This window comes from Agrobacterium sp. 22-223-1 (assembly GCF_053522385.1).
Genome location: NZ_JBNWCN010000001.1, coordinates 1,544,308 through 1,564,088 on the forward strand (window position 1 = coordinate 1,544,308; position 19,781 = coordinate 1,564,088).

18 protein-coding genes and 2 tRNA genes are annotated in these 19,781 nt (G+C 59.8%); 11 read left to right on the forward strand and 9 right to left on the reverse strand.

The window, feature by feature from the left end; all coding sequences use genetic code 11:
• Positions 1-69: 69 nt before the first annotated feature.
• Positions 70-417, reverse strand: a complete 348-nt coding sequence (gene yajC, locus ACQZ60_RS07675; protein WP_003524964.1) for a preprotein translocase subunit YajC — start codon at positions 415-417, stop codon at positions 70-72.
• Positions 418-623: 206 nt separating this feature from the next.
• Here yajC and ACQZ60_RS07680 point away from each other — a divergent pair, with 206 nt between their 5' ends.
• Together ACQZ60_RS07680 and fdhA are read left to right on the forward strand one after the other, a co-directional pair.
• Positions 624-1,496: an ATP-binding protein gene (locus ACQZ60_RS07680; RefSeq protein WP_448735013.1), complete on the forward strand. Its 873-nt coding sequence runs from the start codon at positions 624-626 to the stop codon at positions 1,494-1,496.
• 161 nt (positions 1,497-1,657) lie between these two features.
• Positions 1,658-2,848 (forward strand): formaldehyde dehydrogenase, glutathione-independent, encoded by a 1,191-nt coding sequence (gene fdhA, locus ACQZ60_RS07685; RefSeq protein ID WP_003524961.1) that lies wholly within the window; start codon positions 1,658-1,660, stop codon positions 2,846-2,848.
• Positions 2,849-2,945: 97 nt separating this feature from the next.
• Here the strand turns inward: fdhA and ACQZ60_RS07690 are convergent, their stop codons facing one another.
• Positions 2,946-3,605, reverse strand: a complete 660-nt coding sequence (locus ACQZ60_RS07690; RefSeq protein WP_448735014.1) for a TetR/AcrR family transcriptional regulator — start codon at positions 3,603-3,605, stop codon at positions 2,946-2,948.
• A 110-nt stretch (positions 3,606-3,715) separates the two neighbouring features.
• On the opposite strand from ACQZ60_RS07690, the gene ACQZ60_RS07695 reads away from it, so the two are divergent.
• Entirely contained in the window at positions 3,716-5,110 is a 1,395-nt protein-coding gene (locus tag ACQZ60_RS07695) for a cytochrome P450 (protein WP_448735015.1), read from the forward strand.
• A gap of 55 nt (positions 5,111-5,165) precedes the next feature.
• On the opposite strand, the gene ACQZ60_RS07700 is transcribed toward ACQZ60_RS07695, so the two are convergent.
• The 3 genes from ACQZ60_RS07700 to ACQZ60_RS07710 form a co-directional block, all read right to left on the reverse strand.
• Positions 5,166-5,369, reverse strand: a complete 204-nt coding sequence (locus ACQZ60_RS07700; RefSeq protein WP_003524869.1) for a DUF3126 family protein — start codon at positions 5,367-5,369, stop codon at positions 5,166-5,168.
• Positions 5,370-5,510: 141 nt separating this feature from the next.
• Positions 5,511-6,335 (reverse strand): serine O-acetyltransferase, encoded by an 825-nt coding sequence (cysE, locus tag ACQZ60_RS07705; RefSeq protein WP_035261225.1) that lies wholly within the window; start codon positions 6,333-6,335, stop codon positions 5,511-5,513.
• Between the two features lie 200 nt (positions 6,336-6,535).
• Positions 6,536-7,312, reverse strand: coding sequence for an alpha/beta fold hydrolase (locus ACQZ60_RS07710; protein ID WP_080818716.1), 777 nt, complete (start codon positions 7,310-7,312; stop codon positions 6,536-6,538).
• 170 nt (positions 7,313-7,482) lie between these two features.
• Between ACQZ60_RS07710 and ACQZ60_RS07715 the strand changes: the two genes are divergently transcribed.
• Positions 7,483-7,728, forward strand: a complete 246-nt coding sequence (locus ACQZ60_RS07715; protein WP_035261222.1) for a zinc-finger domain-containing protein — start codon at positions 7,483-7,485, stop codon at positions 7,726-7,728.
• Between the two features lie 30 nt (positions 7,729-7,758).
• A complete protein-coding gene (locus ACQZ60_RS07720; protein ID WP_448735016.1) occupies positions 7,759-8,940 on the forward strand; it encodes an FAD-dependent monooxygenase in 1,182 nt (393 codons plus the stop codon).
• A gap of 2 nt (positions 8,941-8,942) precedes the next feature.
• Here the strand turns inward: ACQZ60_RS07720 and ACQZ60_RS07725 are convergent, their stop codons facing one another.
• Positions 8,943-10,130: a cystathionine beta-lyase gene (locus ACQZ60_RS07725; protein ID WP_448735017.1), complete on the reverse strand. Its 1,188-nt coding sequence runs from the start codon at positions 10,128-10,130 to the stop codon at positions 8,943-8,945.
• A 376-nt stretch (positions 10,131-10,506) separates the two neighbouring features.
• Here ACQZ60_RS07725 and ACQZ60_RS07730 point away from each other — a divergent pair, with 376 nt between their 5' ends.
• From ACQZ60_RS07730 to ACQZ60_RS07755, 6 genes are all read left to right on the forward strand, one after another.
• Positions 10,507-11,529: an amino acid ABC transporter substrate-binding protein gene (locus ACQZ60_RS07730; protein ID WP_003524863.1), complete on the forward strand. Its 1,023-nt coding sequence runs from the start codon at positions 10,507-10,509 to the stop codon at positions 11,527-11,529.
• Between the two features lie 106 nt (positions 11,530-11,635).
• Complete coding sequence (locus ACQZ60_RS07735; protein ID WP_003524861.1) at positions 11,636-12,832, forward strand: amino acid ABC transporter permease; 1,197 nt, start codon at positions 11,636-11,638, stop codon at positions 12,830-12,832.
• 2 nt (positions 12,833-12,834) lie between these two features.
• Entirely contained in the window at positions 12,835-13,992 is a 1,158-nt protein-coding gene (locus ACQZ60_RS07740; RefSeq protein WP_003524858.1) for an amino acid ABC transporter permease, read from the forward strand.
• A gap of 11 nt (positions 13,993-14,003) precedes the next feature.
• Positions 14,004-14,777, forward strand: a complete 774-nt coding sequence (locus tag ACQZ60_RS07745) for an amino acid ABC transporter ATP-binding protein (RefSeq protein WP_003524857.1) — start codon at positions 14,004-14,006, stop codon at positions 14,775-14,777.
• Positions 14,778-15,387: 610 nt separating this feature from the next.
• Positions 15,388-15,462: transfer RNA gene (locus tag ACQZ60_RS07750), tRNA-Glu, on the forward strand.
• Positions 15,463-15,914: 452 nt separating this feature from the next.
• Positions 15,915-15,989 (forward strand) — tRNA-Glu (locus tag ACQZ60_RS07755).
• Positions 15,990-16,117: 128 nt separating this feature from the next.
• Here ACQZ60_RS07755 and recJ read toward each other — a convergent pair.
• The 3 genes from recJ to ACQZ60_RS07770 all read right to left on the reverse strand — a co-directional run bounded on the left by recJ (position 16,118) and on the right by ACQZ60_RS07770 (position 19,743).
• The gene (recJ, locus tag ACQZ60_RS07760; RefSeq protein WP_236780859.1) at positions 16,118-17,926 is read right to left on the reverse strand and encodes a single-stranded-DNA-specific exonuclease RecJ; all 1,809 of its coding nucleotides are present in this window, start codon (positions 17,924-17,926) and stop codon (positions 16,118-16,120) included.
• A gap of 94 nt (positions 17,927-18,020) precedes the next feature.
• Positions 18,021-18,245, reverse strand: coding sequence for a hypothetical protein (locus ACQZ60_RS07765; RefSeq protein ID WP_003524853.1), 225 nt, complete (start codon positions 18,243-18,245; stop codon positions 18,021-18,023).
• Between the two features lie 187 nt (positions 18,246-18,432).
• Positions 18,433-19,743, reverse strand: coding sequence for a homoserine dehydrogenase (locus tag ACQZ60_RS07770; RefSeq protein ID WP_448735018.1), 1,311 nt, complete (start codon positions 19,741-19,743; stop codon positions 18,433-18,435).
• Between the last annotated feature and the right edge of the window lie 38 nt (positions 19,744-19,781).

Below are 19,781 nucleotides of genomic sequence, written 5' to 3' on the forward strand. Positions count from 1 at the left end.
TCAGGGTTGGGGTCGCGCTGTGCGCAACCCGTCAAAATTCGCAATCGGGCATTCGATAATCCGGCAGGATCAGGAAGCGGCTTCCGTCTTGACCACTTCGCCCTTCACACGCACTTCGGCAATGTAGGCGCGGGCGGCACGGATTTTCACGCCTTCGGCGATTTCGACTTCGAGTTCATTGTCATCGATGACCTTGGTCACCTTGCCGACGATGCCGCCGCCGAGAACGACCTGATCGCCACGGCGAATATTGGTCAGCGTTTCCTGGCGCTTCTTCATCTGCGCGCGCTGCGGGCGGATAAGGAAAAAGTACCAGACCACCATAAGCGGCGCAAACAGGAAAAGCATTTCAAGGCCGGAACCGAAGGCCGATGCGCCGCCCGCTGCGTCCTGGGCAAAAGCTTGACTAATGAACATATAAAACTCCTCAGAATTACGGCACGACCTTGGATGCCGCCCCAGCTTTCAAGCCGCCGGAATATAGTGGGGAACGCCGGGATTGCAACAGATGCAGGGCCCACGCCGTACCGATTCCGGACCTCTTAACCTTTATGGGCCTGAAACGCCATGCTAGGCCGGGCGCAAAACAGAGTTTTGAACACCAGACAAGCGGAAGAAACACCATGATTCGAGAAGAAACGGCCTCCCTGCTTCTTTCAGAACTGCGCCGGCTCACCATCGCCGTGGAACGTCTGGCCGGGCCGGCGCCCGCCGTAAACGACTGGAATGCGGCCGATTGTTTCGTCTGGGCGCCAGTCAACTCCTTTATCCAGCCGGTTCCCCGCCCCAACCGCATCGCCCTGAAGCTCATCCGTGGTGTTGACCATGTCCGCGACATTCTCCACGAAAACACACTGCGTTTCGCGGAGGGTTTTGCCGCCAATAACGTGCTGTTGTGGGGTGCGCGCGGCATGGGTAAATCCTCGCTGGTCAAGGCCGTTCACGAAGATGTGCGCGCGGCAAGCGGCGTTTCGCTGAAGTTGGTGGAAGTGCACCGCGAGGACATCCACACCCTGCCCGCTTTGCTCGACATATTGAAAGCCTCCGGCCATCGCGTCATCGTCTTCTGCGACGACCTCTCCTTCGACCATGACGATACGGCCTATAAATCGCTGAAGGCGGCGCTCGACGGAGGCATCGAAGGCCGGCCGGACAATGTGCTGTTTTATGCGACCTCCAACCGCCGCCATCTTCTGCCGCGGCACATGATGGAAAACGAGCAGTCCACCGCCATCAACCCTTCGGAAGCGGTGGAGGAAAAGGTCTCGCTTTCGGACCGTTTCGGCCTGTGGCTCGGCTTCCACAAATGCGGCCAGGACGATTATCTGACGATGATCGACAGCTATGCGACGCATTTCGATCTGGGTCTGGACCGCGAAACGCTGCATCACGAGGCGCTGGAATGGGCGACCACGCGCGGCGGCCGCTCGGGCCGTGTCGCCTGGCAATATATTCAGGACGCCGCCGGCCGCCTCAGAAAACCGCTCGACAGATAACGCCACCGTGACATCGGGCGAAACGCGGTGTCGTTACGACCACACCGCGTGTCGTATTCCCGAACGCCACATCTCCCCTCACATGGTTTGCTGCACCCATGGAGTCACCTGTCTGCGGAGGAGCGGACAGGTACGGTGTTCAAACCATGGAGGAGATGGATATGAGCAGAAACAGAGGCGTCGTTTACATGCGGCCGGGTCAGGTCGAGGTTCGCGATATCGATGACCCGAAGCTTGAGGCGCCGGATGGCCGCCGCATCGAGCACGGCGTCATTCTCAAGGTGATTTCCACCAATATCTGCGGCTCCGACCAGCATATGGTACGCGGCCGCACCACGGCGATGCCGGGCCTCGTCCTCGGCCATGAGATCACCGGTGAAGTCATCGAAAAAGGCGTCGATGTCGAGATGCTCGAAATCGGCGATATCGTCTCTGTGCCCTTCAACGTTGCCTGCGGCCGCTGCCGCTGCTGCAAGTCGCAGGATACCGGCGTCTGCCTGACGGTGAACCCATCCCGCGCCGGCGGCGCTTACGGTTATGTCGATATGGGCGGCTGGATCGGCGGACAGGCCCGTTATGTCACCATCCCCTATGCCGATTTCAACCTGCTGAAGTTCCCGGACCGAGACAAGGCGATGTCGAAGATCCGCGACCTCACCATGCTGTCAGACATTCTGCCGACCGGCTTCCATGGCGCCGTCAAGGCGGGCGTCGGCGTCGGCTCCACGGTCTATGTCGCGGGCGCCGGCCCGGTCGGCCTTGCCGCCGCCGCATCCGCCCGCATTCTGGGTGCTGCAGTCGTCATGATCGGCGATTTCAACAAGGATCGCCTTGCGCACGCGGCAAAAGTCGGTTTTGAACCCGTAGATCTTTCCAAGGGCGACCGGCTGGGCGACATGATCGCCGAAATCGTCGGCACCAACGAGGTGGATAGCGCCATCGACGCCGTCGGTTTCGAAGCGCGCGGCCATGCGGGCGGCGAACAGCCGGCCATCGTTCTCAACCAGATGATGGAAATCACCCGCGCCGCCGGCTCCATCGGCATTCCGGGTCTCTATGTCACCGAAGACCCCGGCGCGGTGGATGCGGCGGCGAAACAGGGCAGCCTGTCGCTGCGCTTCGGTCTCGGCTGGGCCAAGGCGCAATCCTTCCACACCGGTCAGACGCCAGTGCTGAAATATAACCGCCAGCTCATGCAGGCGATCCTGCACGACCGCCTGCCGATTGCCGATATCGTCAACGCCAAGATCATCGCGCTCGACGATGCGGTGCAGGGCTATGAAAGCTTCGATCAGGGCGCGGCCACCAAGTTCGTCCTCGATCCGCATGGCGATCTGCTGAAGGCTGCCTGATACTTCAGCGGCATATGGCTGATAATCGTAAAAGCGCCCGCGACGGATATCGTCGCGGGCGTCCCTGTTTTCCGGCCCTGTCACTACCCGGTGAAACTTACGGCTCCCCGACCAGCAGCGTTTCCAGCTCGGCTTTCGCTTCCGGGGAGAGATAGGGTCTGAACAGGCTTGAGACCTGCTTCAATCCCCAGTCCAGCTGCGGCGGACCGAACTCGGTGATGCCTTCCTGAAGGTTGAGATAGGACGCCCAATAGGTGGAGACGATCCAGAGGTTCGTCAGAACGGCAGGCCGCTCTTCCTCGGGTATCGCGGCGAGGCCCGCTTTCTCCATGCGCGCGACGATATCGCCGACGGCAAGCCGCATCGCGGTGCTGATGGTTCGCACGGGCTCCACCAGCGCCGGGGCGGAAGAGACAAGACCGACCAGATCGCGAAACAGGAAACGATAGTCCCACACCAGCGAAAACCAGAGCCGCAGAAAACCGGCATAGGTTGCCGCCGCTCCCTCATCGGCCTCGTCAATCTTTCCGACAATTGCCAGCGCGTCGGCTTCGAACCGGGCAAACAGCGCCAGAACCAGCGCTTCCTTGGTGCGGAAGTGATAATAGAGATTGCCCTCATTGATCTCTACCACCCTTGCGATTTCGGCGGTCGTCACGTGGTCGGGCCCGCGCTCGTTAAACAGAGTAAGAGCGGCGTCGAGAATTCTCTGGCGTGTGGGGCGTGCCGCCGTCCGCCCGGTACTGCTTTTCTTCATTGATTTCGAACCCGACCATTGAAATCTAAGGTGCGCACCTTAAATACCCAGAATAAGGTATACACCTTAACAGGAAATGTAAGTGTTCAACGCGGACAAAGGACCTGCAAATGACCGGAGCCGACCTTCGCACCGCTTCCCCGGATACGCCCGGAATCGCTCCCGTCTCCAAATTCGCAACAGCCCGCGTCGCGCTGTCGCTCATCCGCAATCCGTTGAAGGCTCTGCCGCCGGAAATTTTCAGCGAGCCGGCGGTCTTTACCCGTCTCGGCGGCGTCATGCGGGTTCATCTTGCCGATCCCGCGCTTATCCATGAGGCGCTGGTCAAGAACGCCCATCTGCTCGGCAAGGGCGAAGATGTGCGCCGCGCCCTCGGCCCCGCGCTCGGCCAGGGGCTTCTGACAGCCGATGGCGATCACTGGAAGTGGCAAAGGCAATCCGTTGCCGCAGCGTTCCGGCACGAGAAGCTGCTGGAATTGCTGCCGGTCATGATCGACGCCGCGCGCCGCACGCAAGAGCGCTGGCACTCATCGCCTGCCGGCGACATCGATATCGGCCATGAGATGATGCGGACGACCTTCGACATCATCGTCGAAACCATGATGTCCGGCGGCCATGAGATCGATATAGCCCGCGTCGAGCAAAGCATCACCGATTATCTGAAACCCACGGGCTGGACCTTCGCGCTTGCCATGCTGGGCGCACCGGAATGGCTGCCGCATCCGGGCCGGCGCAAGGCGCGCGCGGCGGTGGATTATCTTCGCTCCAGCCTTGCGACCGTCATTTCCGAAAGGCGCCGGAAGCCAATCGAACGGAACGATCTGGTTTCCATGCTGCTCGAAGCGAAAGATCCGGAAACCGGGCGCATGATGAGCGACACGGAAATCATCGACAATCTCCTGACCTTCATCACCGCCGGGCATGAAACCACGGCCCTCGGCCTTGCCTGGACCTTCCATCTGCTCTCGCAAAACAGCGACGTGGAGCGCAAGGTCATCGACGAGATCAAGACCGTTACCGCAGGTGAACCGGTCGCGGCCGAACATATCGCCCGCCTGACCTATATCAGACAGGTATTTTCGGAAGCGATGCGGCTTTACCCGCCCGCCCCTGTCGTGACACGCACGGCATTGCAGGACTTCAGGCTCGGCGAGCATGACATCCCGGCCGGCACCGTTCTTTATGTGCCGATCTACGCCGTCCACCGGCACACAACACTGTGGGAAGAACCCGACCGCTTCGACCCGTCACGCTTCGAGCCCGAAAAGGTCAAGGCGCGCCACCGCTATGCCTATATGCCCTTCGGCGCTGGCCCGCGCGTCTGCATCGGCAATGCCTTTGCCATGATGGAGGCTGTCGCAATCCTTGCCGTGCTTTTGCAGAACGACCACCTCAGGAACAAAAGCCCGGCAAATACCGAGCCGCTGATGCGGGTCACCCTGCGTCCGGAAAACCGCCTGATGATGCGGGTCAGCAGCCGAAAAAACAAATCGCCCGCGGCGTAACCGCCACGGGCGACTGGTTCAGTGCGAAACTCCATCCGTCACCGGATGGTGACGATCACAGATCGACGTCGAGGATCGCCATGGAAAAGTTGTAGGAGCGGTCGCCGTCTTCGTCATCGATATAAACGACGCCGAGAAACTCTTCGCCAAGATACACTTCGGCGGAATCGTCCTTGCGCGGACGCGCCTTGACCACCATCGTCGGGTTGAAGGTGCGCTTGAAATAGGCGTCGAGTTTTTTGATTTCGTCGGCTTTCACCACTATTCTCCTGTGCGGTTCGCGTTGGCCCGCTTTTGGCATGGGACAAAGGCCAAAGTAAAGTGAAAGCGGCAAGTCATCCGTGTCTTCCACACGGACGACCATGAAAATGCCGGCCCCATCGGAGCGCGACAGGGCCGGTCAGATATCGGCCCCGATAAGCTGGTCCATCAGGCGCGAGGGTTCGGAACACCCTGCTTCTCCCACCACACGCGCCGGCACGCCGGCAACGGTCGTCTTGGGCGGAACCGGCTTCAGCACCACCGAACCGGCGGCAATGCGCGAGCAGCTACCGATCTCGATATTGCCGAGGATTTTCGCTCCGGCCCCGATCATCACGCCGTTTCCGATCTTCGGATGGCGGTCCGCCCCCTCCTTGCCGGTGCCGCCGAGCGTGACGCCGTGAAGGATGGAGACGTTGTCGCCGATCACCGCCGTTTCACCGACGACAAGCCCGGTGGCATGATCGAGGAAGATGCCCTTGCCGATGCGCGCGGCCGGATTGATATCCGTCTGGAAGATGCTCGAGGAGCGGCTTTGCAGGTAAAACGCGAAGTCCTTGCGGCCCTTCTGCAGCAGCCAGTGGGCGAGCCTGTGGGTTTGGATGGCCTGGAACCCCTTGAAATAGAGGAGCGGCTCCATGAAGCGCGTGCAGGCGGGATCGCGGTCGTAAACGGCCTGAATGTCGACGCGCAGCACGCTTCCCCATTCCGGCCAGTCATCCAGCATGTCCTGGAAGGTCTGGCGCAGAAGCACGGCCTGCATGTCGGGATGATCGAGGAGTTCGCAGATGCGGTAGATCACACATTCTTCGAGAGACCGGTGATTGAGGATCGTCGAATAAAGGAAGGCCGAAAGCAGCGGATCCTGCGCCGCGGCGCTACGGGCTTCATTGAGCAGGCTGCCCCAGATGGGATCGACGATCGCCAGCTGTTCGGGCTGACGGGCCTCGGTACGTGCGACCATGAATGGTCTCCTCGTTTGCAGTGGTCGTTCTTTATACAGAAAAAGACGTGCATTAGAAATGGGATTCGAATGACGACTTTAAAGGCGGCAAGGCTTCAGTTTTTCTTCATGCAGCATGAAAAACCGTTTCTTGCCGTCCTCAGCGTTGCCGCATTTCCGGACGGAAAACCGGGCTCCGCTTTTCCCGGAAATGCTCCCGATCAAAGCGAGCGGTAAAATTCCAGCACCGCCGCCTTGAACACCCGGTCACCCACGGCCAGCATGTGGTCGCGGCCGGGAATATCGATGGCCCGTGCATGCGGCATGATCGCGGCAAGCTCCGCGCCGGATCCGGCGATATCGTCCTTCGTTCCGACCGCGATCAGCGTTGGCGCATCGATTTTCTCAGCCTGTTCGCGCGTGACGAGAACCCGCGACGTCTCGATACAGGCGGCCAGCGCCAAGCGGTCACTTTTCGTCTGGTCGGCGAAGGCGCGGAACATGCGGCCGCGCTCATGGGTGACGACATCGAGCGAAGGTGCGAGAAGCGCCTCGGCAATCGGATCCCAGTCGCCGACACCTTCGACCATGCCGATGCCGAGCCCGCCGAAGACCAGCGAACGCACGCGCTCCGGATGCGCCATGGCCAGAAAGGCGGAAATGCGCGCGCCCATGGAGTATCCCATCACATGCGCTTCGGCGATGCCCAAATGGTTGAGCAGCGCCACCGCATCCCCGGCCATGACGGGCGGATAATAGGCTTCTGAATCGTGCGGCTTGTCGCTTGCGCCGTGTCCGCGATTGTCGATGGCGATCACCCGATAGCCCGCTTCGCCCAGCGTCTTCAGCCAGCCGGGATGCACCCAGTTGACATTGGCGCTGGAGGCGAAGCCGTGGATCAGCAGAACCGGATCGCCCGCCGGATCGCCCTCGTCGAAATAGGCAAGGCGAAGGCCGTCATGGGAAAAATCGGAAAACTGCGGCGTGTTGAGATTCATCAAGGACATCCTTTTTGCCGGACCATATGGCAGGAATTAGCAATGTTGAACATGTTTTGCTGACGATTTTTATGGAGATGCAATGCGTTTGAGGCTACATATCCGCAACGACGAGCCGGCACGCGAAGACGGATTGCGGCTCGATAACGATATTGCATTTGGAGACGAACATGGCCGGGCATTCCATTCCCCACTTCCAGAACGATGGCGGACACCGCATGATCGAGATCGGCGTCAAGGAATTCATGTGCACCGGCGCTTCCGTTCCTTACGATCATCCGCATATCTTCATCGATATGGGCGACGACAACGAGAAGGTCTGTTCCTACTGCTCCACCCTTTACCGCTACAATCCGTCGCTGAAGGCCGAGCAGACCAATCCTCCGGGCTGCGTCTTCCATGTGAAGGCCGCCTGACCTTCCACTTTTCCTGATCGGGGCGCACCAATGCCCATCAAATCCGTAGCCATTGTCGGTGCCGGCATCGCCGGTCTCACCGCCGCCCTTTCCTTTGCCCGGTACGGTATCGACTGTGACATCATCGAGCAGGCCGGTGAGCTGACGGAAGTGGGCGCAGGCCTGCAACTCTCGCCCAATGCCGCCCGCATTCTCGCCGAACTCGGCGTGCTGCCGGAAATCGAAGCGCGCTGGACCGAACCGGTCAGTGTCGAACTCGCCTCCGGAAAATCGCTTGCCACGCTGCTCTCGCTGCCGATGGGCGCGGTGGCCCGCACGCGCTGGGGCGCACCCTATGGCGTGCTGCACCGCTCGACGCTGCAGAATGCGCTTCTCCAGGCGGTGACACGCAACCCGCTCTGCCGCCTGCATCTCGGCAAGCGCATTGAAAACGCGACGGTGGATGTGATTGCCGCAACCACCTTCCGTGACCATGATCTGATCGTCGGCGCGGATGGCGTCTGGTCGGCGGCCCGCTTCGCGGTTCCTTCCGCCCCCACAGCCACCTTCTCCGGCAATATTGCCTGGCGCTTCACCGTTGCCGCAAACGATGTGCCGTCAGCCATCAACAAAAGCGCAGTGACCGCCTATCTCGGTTCCGGCGGCCATATCGTCGCCTATCCGCTGAAGGAAGTCGGCGGCTTCAACATTGTCGCCATCGCGCTCGGTGCCGACCCCGGCGCAACCTGGCGGGCGGAATCGAGCGGGCGGCAGAAAACCATGCTGCTGGAGCAGTTTCGCGGTTTCAGCCCGGATATCGTCCGATTGCTCGATTCGTCTGAAAATCCCACCTTCTGGCCGCTCTATCAGGCCGGCCCGGGCCGCTGGCACAATGGTCGCGACACGGTGCTGATCGGCGATGCGGCGCATGCCATGATGCCCTTCGCCGCACAGGGCGCGGCCATGGCGATAGAGGATGCTTTCGAACTTGCGGGAGCGACGGCAGGCGGCAACGCCGAAAAGCCCCGGCCCTTGCCGCAGGCCCTTGCCAGCTTCGAGGCCCTGCGTCTGCCGCGCATAGAAAAGGCCCGCAAGCGGGCCTCTCTCAATCGTTTTGCCTATCACGCCACAGGCCCGGTGCGTATTGCGCGGGACTTCGTGTTTTCCACGCGCCCCACCGACGCCTTCCTGAAGGACTTTGACTGGCTCTACGGCTATCGCGCCAAAGGTTGAGGTCAAACCCCGGCCGCAGCCGCAAATCCGGCCTCGAGGTCCTTCTTGAGATCGGCGATATCCTCGAGCCCGATCTGCAGGCGGATGACCGGCCCTTCCGACGGGCCCTTGGCAAGGGTCCTGTCGACAAGCGAGACCGAAACGGCAAGCGATTCGTATCCGCCCCAGGAATAGCCGAGCCCGAAGAAGGTCAGCGCATTCAGGAAGGCGGCCGCCGCCTGCTTGTATTTGCCCTCTTCCGCCTTCAGCACGAAGGAGAAGACACCGCTTGCGCCCTTGAAATCGCGCTTCCAGAGTTCGTGCCCGGCAAAGCTCGGCAGTGCCGGATGCAGCACACGGACGACGTCGTCACGGCTCTCCAGCCATGTGGCGATATCGAGCGCGCTTTTCTGGTGGTGCTCCAGCCTTATTCCCATGGTGCGCATGCCGCGCAGGATCTGGTACGCATCGTCAGAGGTGACGCAGATGCCGAGATTGGTATTGGCCTGATAAAGCGCCTTCCAGTGCTTTTCATTGGCTGAAACGAAACCCATCAGCACATCCGAATGACCCGAAGGATATTTGGTGGCGGCGTGAATGGAGACATCGACGCCGAAATCGAGCGGCTTGAAATAGAGCGGCGTCGCCCAGGTATTGTCCATCGTCACCACGCAATCATGGCGGTGAGCGATATCGGTGATCAGCCTGACATCCTGAATCTCGAAGGTGTTGGAACCCGGCGCTTCCAGATGCACCAGCTTCGTGTTCGGCCGGATGAGAGCCTCGATGCCCTCCCCGATTGCCGGGTCGTAATATTCCACCTCGACACCGAGCTTCTTCAGCATCGTATTGCAGAAACGGCGCGTCGGAAAATAGACGGAATCGACGATCAGCGCATGATCGCCGGCGCCGAGATAGGCAAGGAACGGCACGGTGATGGCCGCAAGGCCCGAGGGCACGAGAATGGTTCCGGCAGACCCTTCCAGTTCGTTGACGAGATTACACAAAGCATCCGTCGTCGGCGTGCCGTGGGTGCCATAGGTATATTTCTGGTTTTCGGTCGAAAGCGTCTCCGCGTCGGGAAAAAGCACGGTCGAACCGCGCACGATGGGCGGATTGACGAAACCGAAACAGTCCGCGGGATCGTTGCCGCCATGGGTCAGGCGCGTATTCACACCTGCGGCGGAAAGCAGGTCATTTGTCTTGGTCATTTCAGATCAGCTTTCGAAGGAACATTGACGCGTGCGACAATGCTAAGACCGCAACGCAAGGTCAAGTCCCGCAGGGACGCCTGAGCGGGTCGGATTGATCCATCGCCAACCAGAATACAATAAGTATACAAATACTGTGCAAGTGCAAATTTCCGCAAAAATATGCTTATATTTTCACCCTTTGCACACTTCCCGACCAAATTTTGGAAAATTCCGTTTTATAGGCACAATTATTGCCCGCACGTCTTGACCCCGCTGCCAATTGTGATTGTGATAGAAAAAGCGGATCGAAAAAGATCTCGCTGAAGGGGGAGCTGGGGAAGACAAACATGCCGGTCCTCTTCCAAGTGACGATAACAAACAAAGGTTGGGAAAAATGAAAAAGGCAATTCTGTCAGCCGCCATCGGCGCAGCAGTTTTGGGAGGAGCCTCGGTCGCTTCGGCTGCGACGCTTCAGGATGTGAAGGGAAAAGGTTTCGTCACCTGCGGCGTCAGCGCGGGCATTCCGGGATTTTCCAATCCCGATGACAAGGGCGAATGGTCCGGTATCGACGTGGACTATTGCCGTGGTATTGCCACCGCGGTTTTCGGTGATCCTTCGAAAGCCAAGTTCGTCGCCCTTTCGAGCAAGGACCGCTTCCCGGCTCTCCAGTCCGGTGAAGTCGATGTTCTGACCCGTAACACCACCTGGACGATCAGCCGCGACACGTCGCTCGGCTTCAACTTCCGCACCGTCAACTATTATGACGGCCAGGGCTTCATCGCCAAGAAGAGCCTCAACGTGAAGTCCGCTCTCGAGCTCTCCGGCGCCGCCGTCTGCGTTCAGACCGGCACGACCACCGAGCTCAACCTGGCCGACTACTTCAAGACCAACAATCTGCAGTACAACCCGGTCGTTTTCGAAAAGGAATCCGACGCAACCTCCGCCTATGATTCGGGCCGTTGCGACGTTTACACCACCGACCAGTCGGGTCTTTATGCAATCCGTCTGAAGCTGAAGAACCCGGACGAAAACGTCGTTCTGCCGGAAGTCATCTCCAAGGAGCCGCTTGGCCCGGCCGTTCGCCAGGGTGACGACCAGTGGTTCGACATCGTGACCTGGGTTCACTATGCGATGGTCAACGCCGAAGAGCTTGGCGTCACCTCCAAGAATGTCGATGAGCAGAAGAACAGCGCCAATCCGGACGTGAAGCGCCTGCTCGGCACGGAAGAAGGCACCAAGATCGGTACCGATCTCGGCGTGACCAACGACTGGGCCTACAACATCATCAAGCTGGTGGGTAACTACGGCGAAGTCTTCGACCGCAACGTCGGCGCTGGCTCCCCGCTGAAGATCGAGCGTGGCCAGAACGCGCTGTGGACCAAGGGCGGCCTGCAATACGCACCGCCGGTCCGTTGATCGGCCCCATTACCGGCTAGATCATAAGGAGGCTGGGCAACGCCCGGCCTCCGCTTCAAATTATATAAATAAGCTCGCAAAGAGCACATAAAAGGGAAAGGTGCCTATGGCAGGCAACGCGGTCAGTTCGCAACGATCGCGCGCGCAAAGCGCGTCGTCACTTATCTACGATCCACGCATACGCGGCATTTTCTATCAGGTCCTGACAGTCGTCGTCCTGGCCGCCTTCGTCTGGATCATCGTGACGAATACGATCACCAATCTTCAACGGTCAAACATCTCGTCCGGCTTCGGCTTCCTCAACGGAAGAGCCGGTTTCGATATCGGCCAGTCGCTGATCGCTTATACCAGCGATGCGACCTATGGCCGGGCATTGCTCGTTGGCATTCTCAACACGATCCAGGTTGCGTTTTTTGGCATCATCGCCGCCTCGATCATCGGTTTCATCGTCGGCATCGCCCGGCTGTCCAACAACTGGCTGATTTCGAAACTCGCGCAGGCCTATGTGGAAATCTTCCGCAACATCCCGCCGCTGCTCGTCATCTTCTTCTGGTACAAGGGCGTCATCTCGGTTCTGCCGCAGGCGCGCGAGTCGCTCGAGCTTCCGCTTGGAACCTACCTCAACAATCGCGGCTTCTTCTTTCCCAAGCCGCTGTGGGGAGAAGGCACCTGGCTCGTGCCGCTGGCTTTCCTCGTCGCCATCGTTCTCAGCGTCTTCGTTTACCGCTGGGCGAAGGCCAGACAGGAAAGAACCGGACAGCAGTTCCGCACCGGAATTACGGCGACGCTTCTCATCATCGGCCTGCCGCTGGCGACATTTCTGGCGCTCGGGGCGCCGCTGACATTCGACTATCCGATTGCCGGGCGGTTCAATCTCTCGGGCGGCGCGGTCGTCGCACCTGAATTCATGTCGCTGTTCCTGGCGCTTTCCTTCTACACCGCCTCCTTTATCGCCGAAATCGTTCGCGGCGGCATCAAGGCCGTGGCGAAGGGTCAGACGGAAGCTGCGGATGCACTGGGACTTCGCTCCAGCACCACGACGCGCCTGATCGTCGTTCCGCAGGCGATGCGCATCATCATCCCGCCGCTGACGAGCCAGTATCTCAACCTGACCAAGAACTCCTCGCTTGCGGTCGCTGTCGGCTTCGCCGACATCGTCTCGGTCGGCGGCACGATCCTGAACCAGACGGGACAGGCAGTCGAAGTCGTTGCAATCTGGCTGGTCATCTATCTCTCGCTGTCCCTGCTCACGGCCGTGGTCATGAACTGGTTCAATGCGAAAATGGCCCTGGTGGAGCGATAACGATGACGATCAGCAATCACGCATTCGTGCGACAGACCATCGAGGACGCCAAACCCGCGCCCTCGAGCGCCGTCGGCTTCGGCCACTGGCTGCGCACCAAACTTTTCGCCACGCCGAAGGACACCGTCCTGACGGTTATCGCCCTTGCCCTGCTCGCCTATCTGGTGCCGCCGATCATCAAGTGGCTGTTCATCGACGCGGTATGGACCGGCAGCGATCGTATCGCCTGCCTGACCGCTTCGCAGGGCGGCGCGCTGCCGGACGGCCAGTCCGGTGCGTGCTGGGCCTTCGTTTCGGCGAAGCTCGGCCAATTCGTCTTCGGCCGCTATCCGATCGACGAACGCTGGCGTCCCATCCTGGTGATGGTGGCGTTCGCCATCCTGCTGATACCGATGCTGATTCCAAAAGCGCCGTTCAAGCGACTGAATGCGCTGGCGCTTTTCATCATCCTACCCTTCATTGCGTTCTTCCTGCTCATCGGCGGCGTCTTCGGCCTGCCGAAGGTGGAAACGCAACTCTGGGGCGGCCTGATGGTGACCCTCATCCTGTCGTTCTTCGGGATCACGGTATCGCTCCCCTTCGGCATTCTTCTGGCGCTCGGCCGGCGGTCGAACCTGCCGGTGATCAAGATGCTCTGCGTGCTCTTCATCGAGGTCATTCGTGGCATTCCGCTGATTACCGTCCTGTTCTTCGCCAGCATCATGCTGCCGCTGTTCCTGCCCGACGGCTGGACCTTCGACAAGTTCCTGCGCGCGCTCGTCGGCGTGTCGCTGTTCTCCTCGGCCTATATGGCGGAGGTGATCCGCGGCGGCCTGCAGGCCATTCCGAAGGGACAATATGAAGGTGCGGATTCGCTCGGCCTGAACTACTGGCAGAAGACGAGATTGATCGTGCTGCCGCAGGCGCTGAAGCTCGTCATTCCGGGCATCGTCAACACCTTCATCGGGCTGTTCAAGGACACGTCGCTGGTCTCGATCATCGGCATGTTCGACCTGCTCGGCATTGTCACACTCAACCAATCGGATGCGAACTGGGCCACGCCCGTCACCGCCATGACTGGCTATATTTTCGCAGGCTTCGTATTCTGGATATTCTGCTTCGGCATGTCGCGTTATTCGCTGTTCATGGAACGGCACCTCGACACCGGGCATAAACGATAAGGGACGCTCAAATGGCAGAAACCCAAGCAAAAAAACTGACCGTCTCGACAACGGACGTGGCTATCGAACTCATCGGCATGAACAAGTGGTATGGCGACTTCCACGTGCTGCGCGATATCAACCTGAAGGTCATGAAGGGCGAGCGCATCGTCATCGCCGGCCCTTCGGGCTCCGGCAAATCGACCATGATCCGCTGCATCAACCGGCTTGAAGAACATCAGTCGGGTACGATCAATGTCGATGGCATCGAGCTCACCAACGACCTGAAGAAGATCGATGAGGTGCGCCGTGAAGTCGGCATGGTGTTCCAGCACTTCAACCTCTTCCCGCATCTGACGATCCTCGAAAACTGCACGCTGGCGCCGATCTGGGTTCGCAAGATGCCCAAGAAGGAAGCCGAAGAAGTGGCGATGCACTATCTGAAGCGCGTCAAGATCCCCGAGCAGGCGAACAAATATCCCGGCCAGCTCTCCGGCGGCCAACAGCAGCGCGTGGCGATTGCCCGCTCGCTCTGCATGAAGCCGAAGATCATGCTGTTCGACGAGCCGACCTCGGCGCTCGACCCGGAAATGGTCAAGGAAGTGCTCGACACCATGGTGAGCCTCGCCGAAGACGGCATGACGATGCTGTGCGTCACCCACGAAATGGGCTTCGCCCGCCAGGTGGCAAACCGCGTCATCTTCATGGACCAGGGCCAGATCGTCGAACAGAACTCGCCCGCCGAATTCTTCGACAACCCGCAGCACGAGCGCACCCGGCTGTTCCTCAGCCAGATTCTGCACTGATCATTGAAGAGGCGTCCGGAACGGACGCTTTCAAATTGCAAACCTAAAAACGGGACCTCACGGTCCCGTTTCTTTTTTTAAACTGAAACCGAGGGCCGCAAGTGAAACCGGAGCCTCTTTATTATTTTATTCTCGACCCAAGCAGCAATACTTGAACTTCTAACTGGCCAGCCTGATATATTCGTAGCGATAATTTAATCGTGGCCTTGGACATATTTGCGATGGATGGTTTGCTTGTATTTCTAGGAGACATATTAAGCGGCTTGATATCCGGCAGTCCCCCGAAATCAAATTTTGTGCGGTGGATGGCATATGCGATCAATGCAATCATAATAATACTCTCCGGCCTGCTGATATATGGAAAATACCTGACTTGATTTTCGCTAGCCCGCAGGCTTGAGAAGCCACATGTTTCGCAAGGCAATTGAAGCCGAGCCATATCACTCACGCAAAACAGCAAACTCCGACCGTTTAACCATTTGTTACGAAACAAGAATCCTTGTTTTTCAGGGCTTCTGGCGGCCCATGTCATTTTTTTGTCAAATCATGCATTTTTCCGCTTGCAGACCTTCGGGAGCCTGACTATAAGGGCGCCACACCACAAGCGCACGCGCCCTTCGTCTATCGGTTAGGACGTCAGATTTTCATTCTGAAAAGAGGGGTTCGACTCCCCTAGGGCGTGCCACTTGCCTTCGTGTTCTCTCCCCTTCAAAAAAATGACAGCATCGCATCAGCTCGCAAATTCGTCACGCGTGATCAATGCGCCGGAACCGATTCCCGCCGGGCACGTTAGAATGCTGTCCCCCCGATGGAAGGCAAGCCGGACGAAACGCCAACAGGCAAATCAACCCGGCTTGCCTTTCCCCTTCAGCCGACCACAGCATCCGCTTCATCCAGCCGGCAGCCTATGCCAGCTAAGGGTTGGAAAACTGTGTCCCCGGCCCCCCACAAGGCATGAAGGCATTACTGACGCGCAGCGATAGAGGCGATATTTCAAGGCCTTGGCCAGTTCTGGCGCAGTTTTCCACAGCCCTTCCGGCCTCCATAAAAAAACTCGTCACGAAGCAAGAAAAATCAATTTTTCCGCTTGCGGACCAACCGGAGCCTGACTATAAGGGCGCCACACCACAAGCGCACGCGCCCTTCGTCTATCGGTTAGGACGTCAGATTTTCATTCTGAAAAGAGGGGTTCGACTCCCCTAGGGCGTGCCACTTGCTTCTCCTTTGAAATCAGCTGCCTGCACGAAAATCTTCACGCATCGCGTAAAGAAGTCTCGTTGCATCTCATCCATTCGCATGGGCCGGTGTTCGGTGAAACACCAAGATAGCTGGAAGGCCCGTCAGGGCGCGAAAGCCGCGTCCAGAACGCGCAGTTGAACGCGCCTCTGGCCCTGCCAGAGATCGGCGCCCACGGTGCCGGCGACGTGAATATTCCGGCCGCGTGCATTCAGCAGCATCTGCCCCAGAGGCGCTTCTGCGGCGCGAAACGCGATACCGTCCAGTCGCGAGCCGTCCATGGCCTCCAGCGTGATCTTGACGTGAGCTGTACCCACAAGCCGCACATCGCGCAGACGATGCGCCGGCACGGCAAAGATGGGCTGCGAATGACCGGAGCCATATGGACCGGCCTGCTCCAGCTGGTCGACAAGCTGCAATGTCGCGCCCGACGCGCCGATAGCGCCGTCGATCTTCAGCACGCTGCTTTCCACCAGCTCGTTCACGGTCTTTGCCGCCGCTTCCTCGAAGAAAGTCCTGAGCTTGCCGAGATTGGCGCGCTCCACCGTCAGGCCGGCCGCCATGGCATGCCCACCGCCCTTGACCAGCAAGCCGGCCTCCACGGCAGCGCGCACCATGCGCCCCATATCGAAGCCGTTGATCGAACGGCCGGAGCCGGTGCCCTTGCCGGAGGGATCGAAGGCAATGGCGAAAGCGGGACGGCGGAAGCGATCCTTCAGACGCGAGGCGAGCAGACCGACAATGCCGGGATGCCAGTTTTCACGCGCAGTCACGATGACGCCCGCACCCGAGCCGTCGCCATATTCGAACAGCGCCTCCGCTTCTGCTTCCGCCAACATGGCGGCTTCCATGGCCTGCCGCTCGCGGTTCAGCTCATCCAGCCTCTCGGCAATGACCTCGGCCTGCGACGCATCGTCGATGGTCAGGAGACGGCTGCCGAGCGCAGCGTCGCCGATGCGGCCGCCGGCATTGATGCGCGGCCCGATCAGGAAACCGAAATGATAGGGCGTCACCGGCCCGCCCAGCCCCGCCTTCTTGAAGAGAGCAGCGAGCCCGGCATTGTTCATATGGCGCGCGGCAATCAGCCCCTTCACCACATAGGCGCGGTTGAGCCCCTTCAGCGGCACCACATCGCACACGGTGGCAAGCGCGACGATATCGAGAAGCGACAGCAGATCGAGCGTGAAGGCCTGCCTGTGCCGCCTCTCCTTCAACAGCCGCAGGGTGGCCACCAGCACGAGGAATACCACGCCGGCGGCACAGAGATGCCCCTGCCCCGAAAGATCGTCCTCGCGGTTGGGATTGACCAGCGCCACGGCCGGCGGCAGCTCCGTGCCGACCTGATGGTGGTCGATCACCACCACATCCGTTCCCGCATCCCTGGCAGCCTTCAGCGATTCATGGCTAGTGGAGCCGCAATCGACCGTCACGATCAGCGTCGCACCATTGGCGGCAAGCTGCTGCATCGCCGCCGGGTTCGGCCCATAGCCCTCGAAAATACGGTCGGGAATATAGATTTCCGGTGTCAGACCGAAATGCGCGAGAAACCGGTACATCAAAGCGGAGGAAGCAGCGCCGTCGACGTCGTAGTCGCCAAAGATCGCCACCTTCTCGCCTGTCTCGATGGCCCGCACCAGCCGCTCGGCGGCCTTTTCGCAATCGGTCAGCACATGCGGATCTGGCATCAGGGAACGAATGGTCGGATCGAGGAACGCGAGGGCGTCATCGACACCCACACCGCGCCCGGCAAGCACCCGTGCGATCAGTTCTGGAATGGCGTGGATCTGGGACATGGCCAGCGCGCGGTTCTGCCCGGCCTGATCCAGCCGCGACACCCAGCGCTGTTCTGTCGCCGACCGCTCCACGCTTAGAAACGCGCGGGCCACGGTATCGGCCGGCTCCATCATTGCCATCCTGTCCATTCATCCTGTCATGCGCCCAATCGCGCTTTAAAACGGGCTAAATGGCGGTGGCGCGTTTTTCAAGCAAAAACGCGCTTATGAGGATTCACACCGAAAAAATCGAGAAAAACGGGCTGACGATCGAGACCGCGCCAACAAGCAGCAGCAGCGAGAACACGGCAAGCGAACACCAGTTGCGCTCATGCTCCCCCATATCGAATTCCATGCTGCGAATATTGTCATTGGCATTGTGAGGCCGCGCCCGGTGATGGGCGGCCGCAACGCCTGCACGCTTATTGTCCTTGAACAGGATGATCGATGTCACGGCCACGCCTCCCTCGCTTGGTGAACAGGATTAACCATAGTGCCGAATCGCCTTGTTTTCCAGCGCTTCCGACGCCGTCCCCCCAAATTTTATGGGCGCGAGACTACCGGCACGATGCGGGCAGCCATAGAACGAAAAACCGCGCCTCCATCCGGAAGCGCGGCCCTCGATAAAATCAAGATAACGAAGCGTCTCAGGTGCGCTCGATGCGGATGACCTGCGGCTCGCTGACGAGATATTTCTCGTTCTTGATCGCTTTCACCGCCTTGCGGATCGCATCTTCCATCGTCGCATGGGTAACGAGGATGATGGTCTGCGGCGCGCCTTCCACATGCACGCGCTGGCGCTGCACGATGGATTCCAGCGAGATGTTGTTATCCGCCATGCGGGTGGCGATGGAGGCAAAGACGCCGGCCTGATCCTTCACCGTGAGGCGAATGAAATAACCGCCCTCGTGGCTCTTCATCTTGGCGCGGCGATATTCCGTCAGCGATTTCGCCGGACGGCCGAGAACAGGCACCTGCTGGGCGCCCGGACGGCTCTTGGCGATATCGGCAATGTCGCCCAGCACGGCGGACGCCGTGGCGTTGCCGCCCGCACCCGGACCAACCATCAGCAATTCGCCGAGAATGTCGGATTCGATCGCCACCGCGTTGGTGACGCCATCCACCTGGGCGATAACGGAATCGAGCGGCACCATGGTCGGATGCACGCGCTGCTCGATGCCGGATTCGGTCACCTGCGCCACGCCGAGAAGCTTGATGCGGTAACCGAGTTCGGCGGCCGCCTGAATGTCCTCGCTGGAGATATTGGTGATGCCTTCCAGATAGATGTCATCGGCCGAAATCTTGTTGCCGAAGGCAAGCGTCGTCAGGATGGCGAGCTTGTGGGCGGTATCGTTGCCCTCGATATCGAAGGCAGGATCGGCTTCGGCATAGCCCAGCCGCTGCGCTTCCTTCAGACAGGCCTCGAAGGACGGCCCTTCCTTCTCCATCTTGGTCAGGATGTAATTGCAGGTGCCGTTCATGATGCCGTAGATGCGTGACACATGGTTGCCGGTCAAGGATTCACGCAGCGCCTTGATGACGGGGATACCGCCGGCCACCGCCGCTTCGAAATTGAGAAGCGCGCCCTTGTCTTCGGCAATGGTCGCCAGTTCGACGCCGTGTTTGGCCAGCAGCGCCTTGTTGGCTGTCACCACATGGAGACCGCGTGCGAGTGCGGCGCGCACCGCATTTTCCGCCTGTCCGGAAGCGCCGCCGACCAGTTCGACGAAGACGTCGATCTCGGCTTCGCTCGCCAGCTGCTCCGGCGTGTCGAACCAGGTAATACCCGTGAGATCGATGCCGCGGTCGCGCGAACGGTCGCGCGCGCTCACCGCAATAATCTCAATCGCGCGTCCGCAGGTAATCGCAAGTTCGTTGCTTCTCTGCTGGAGGATGCGCACGAGCGAAGCGCCGACAGTGCCGAGCCCCGCTATGCCGATTCTCAATGAATCTGCCATGGGTATGTTCCTGATTGCTGTTGATGGTGGCGGCCGGG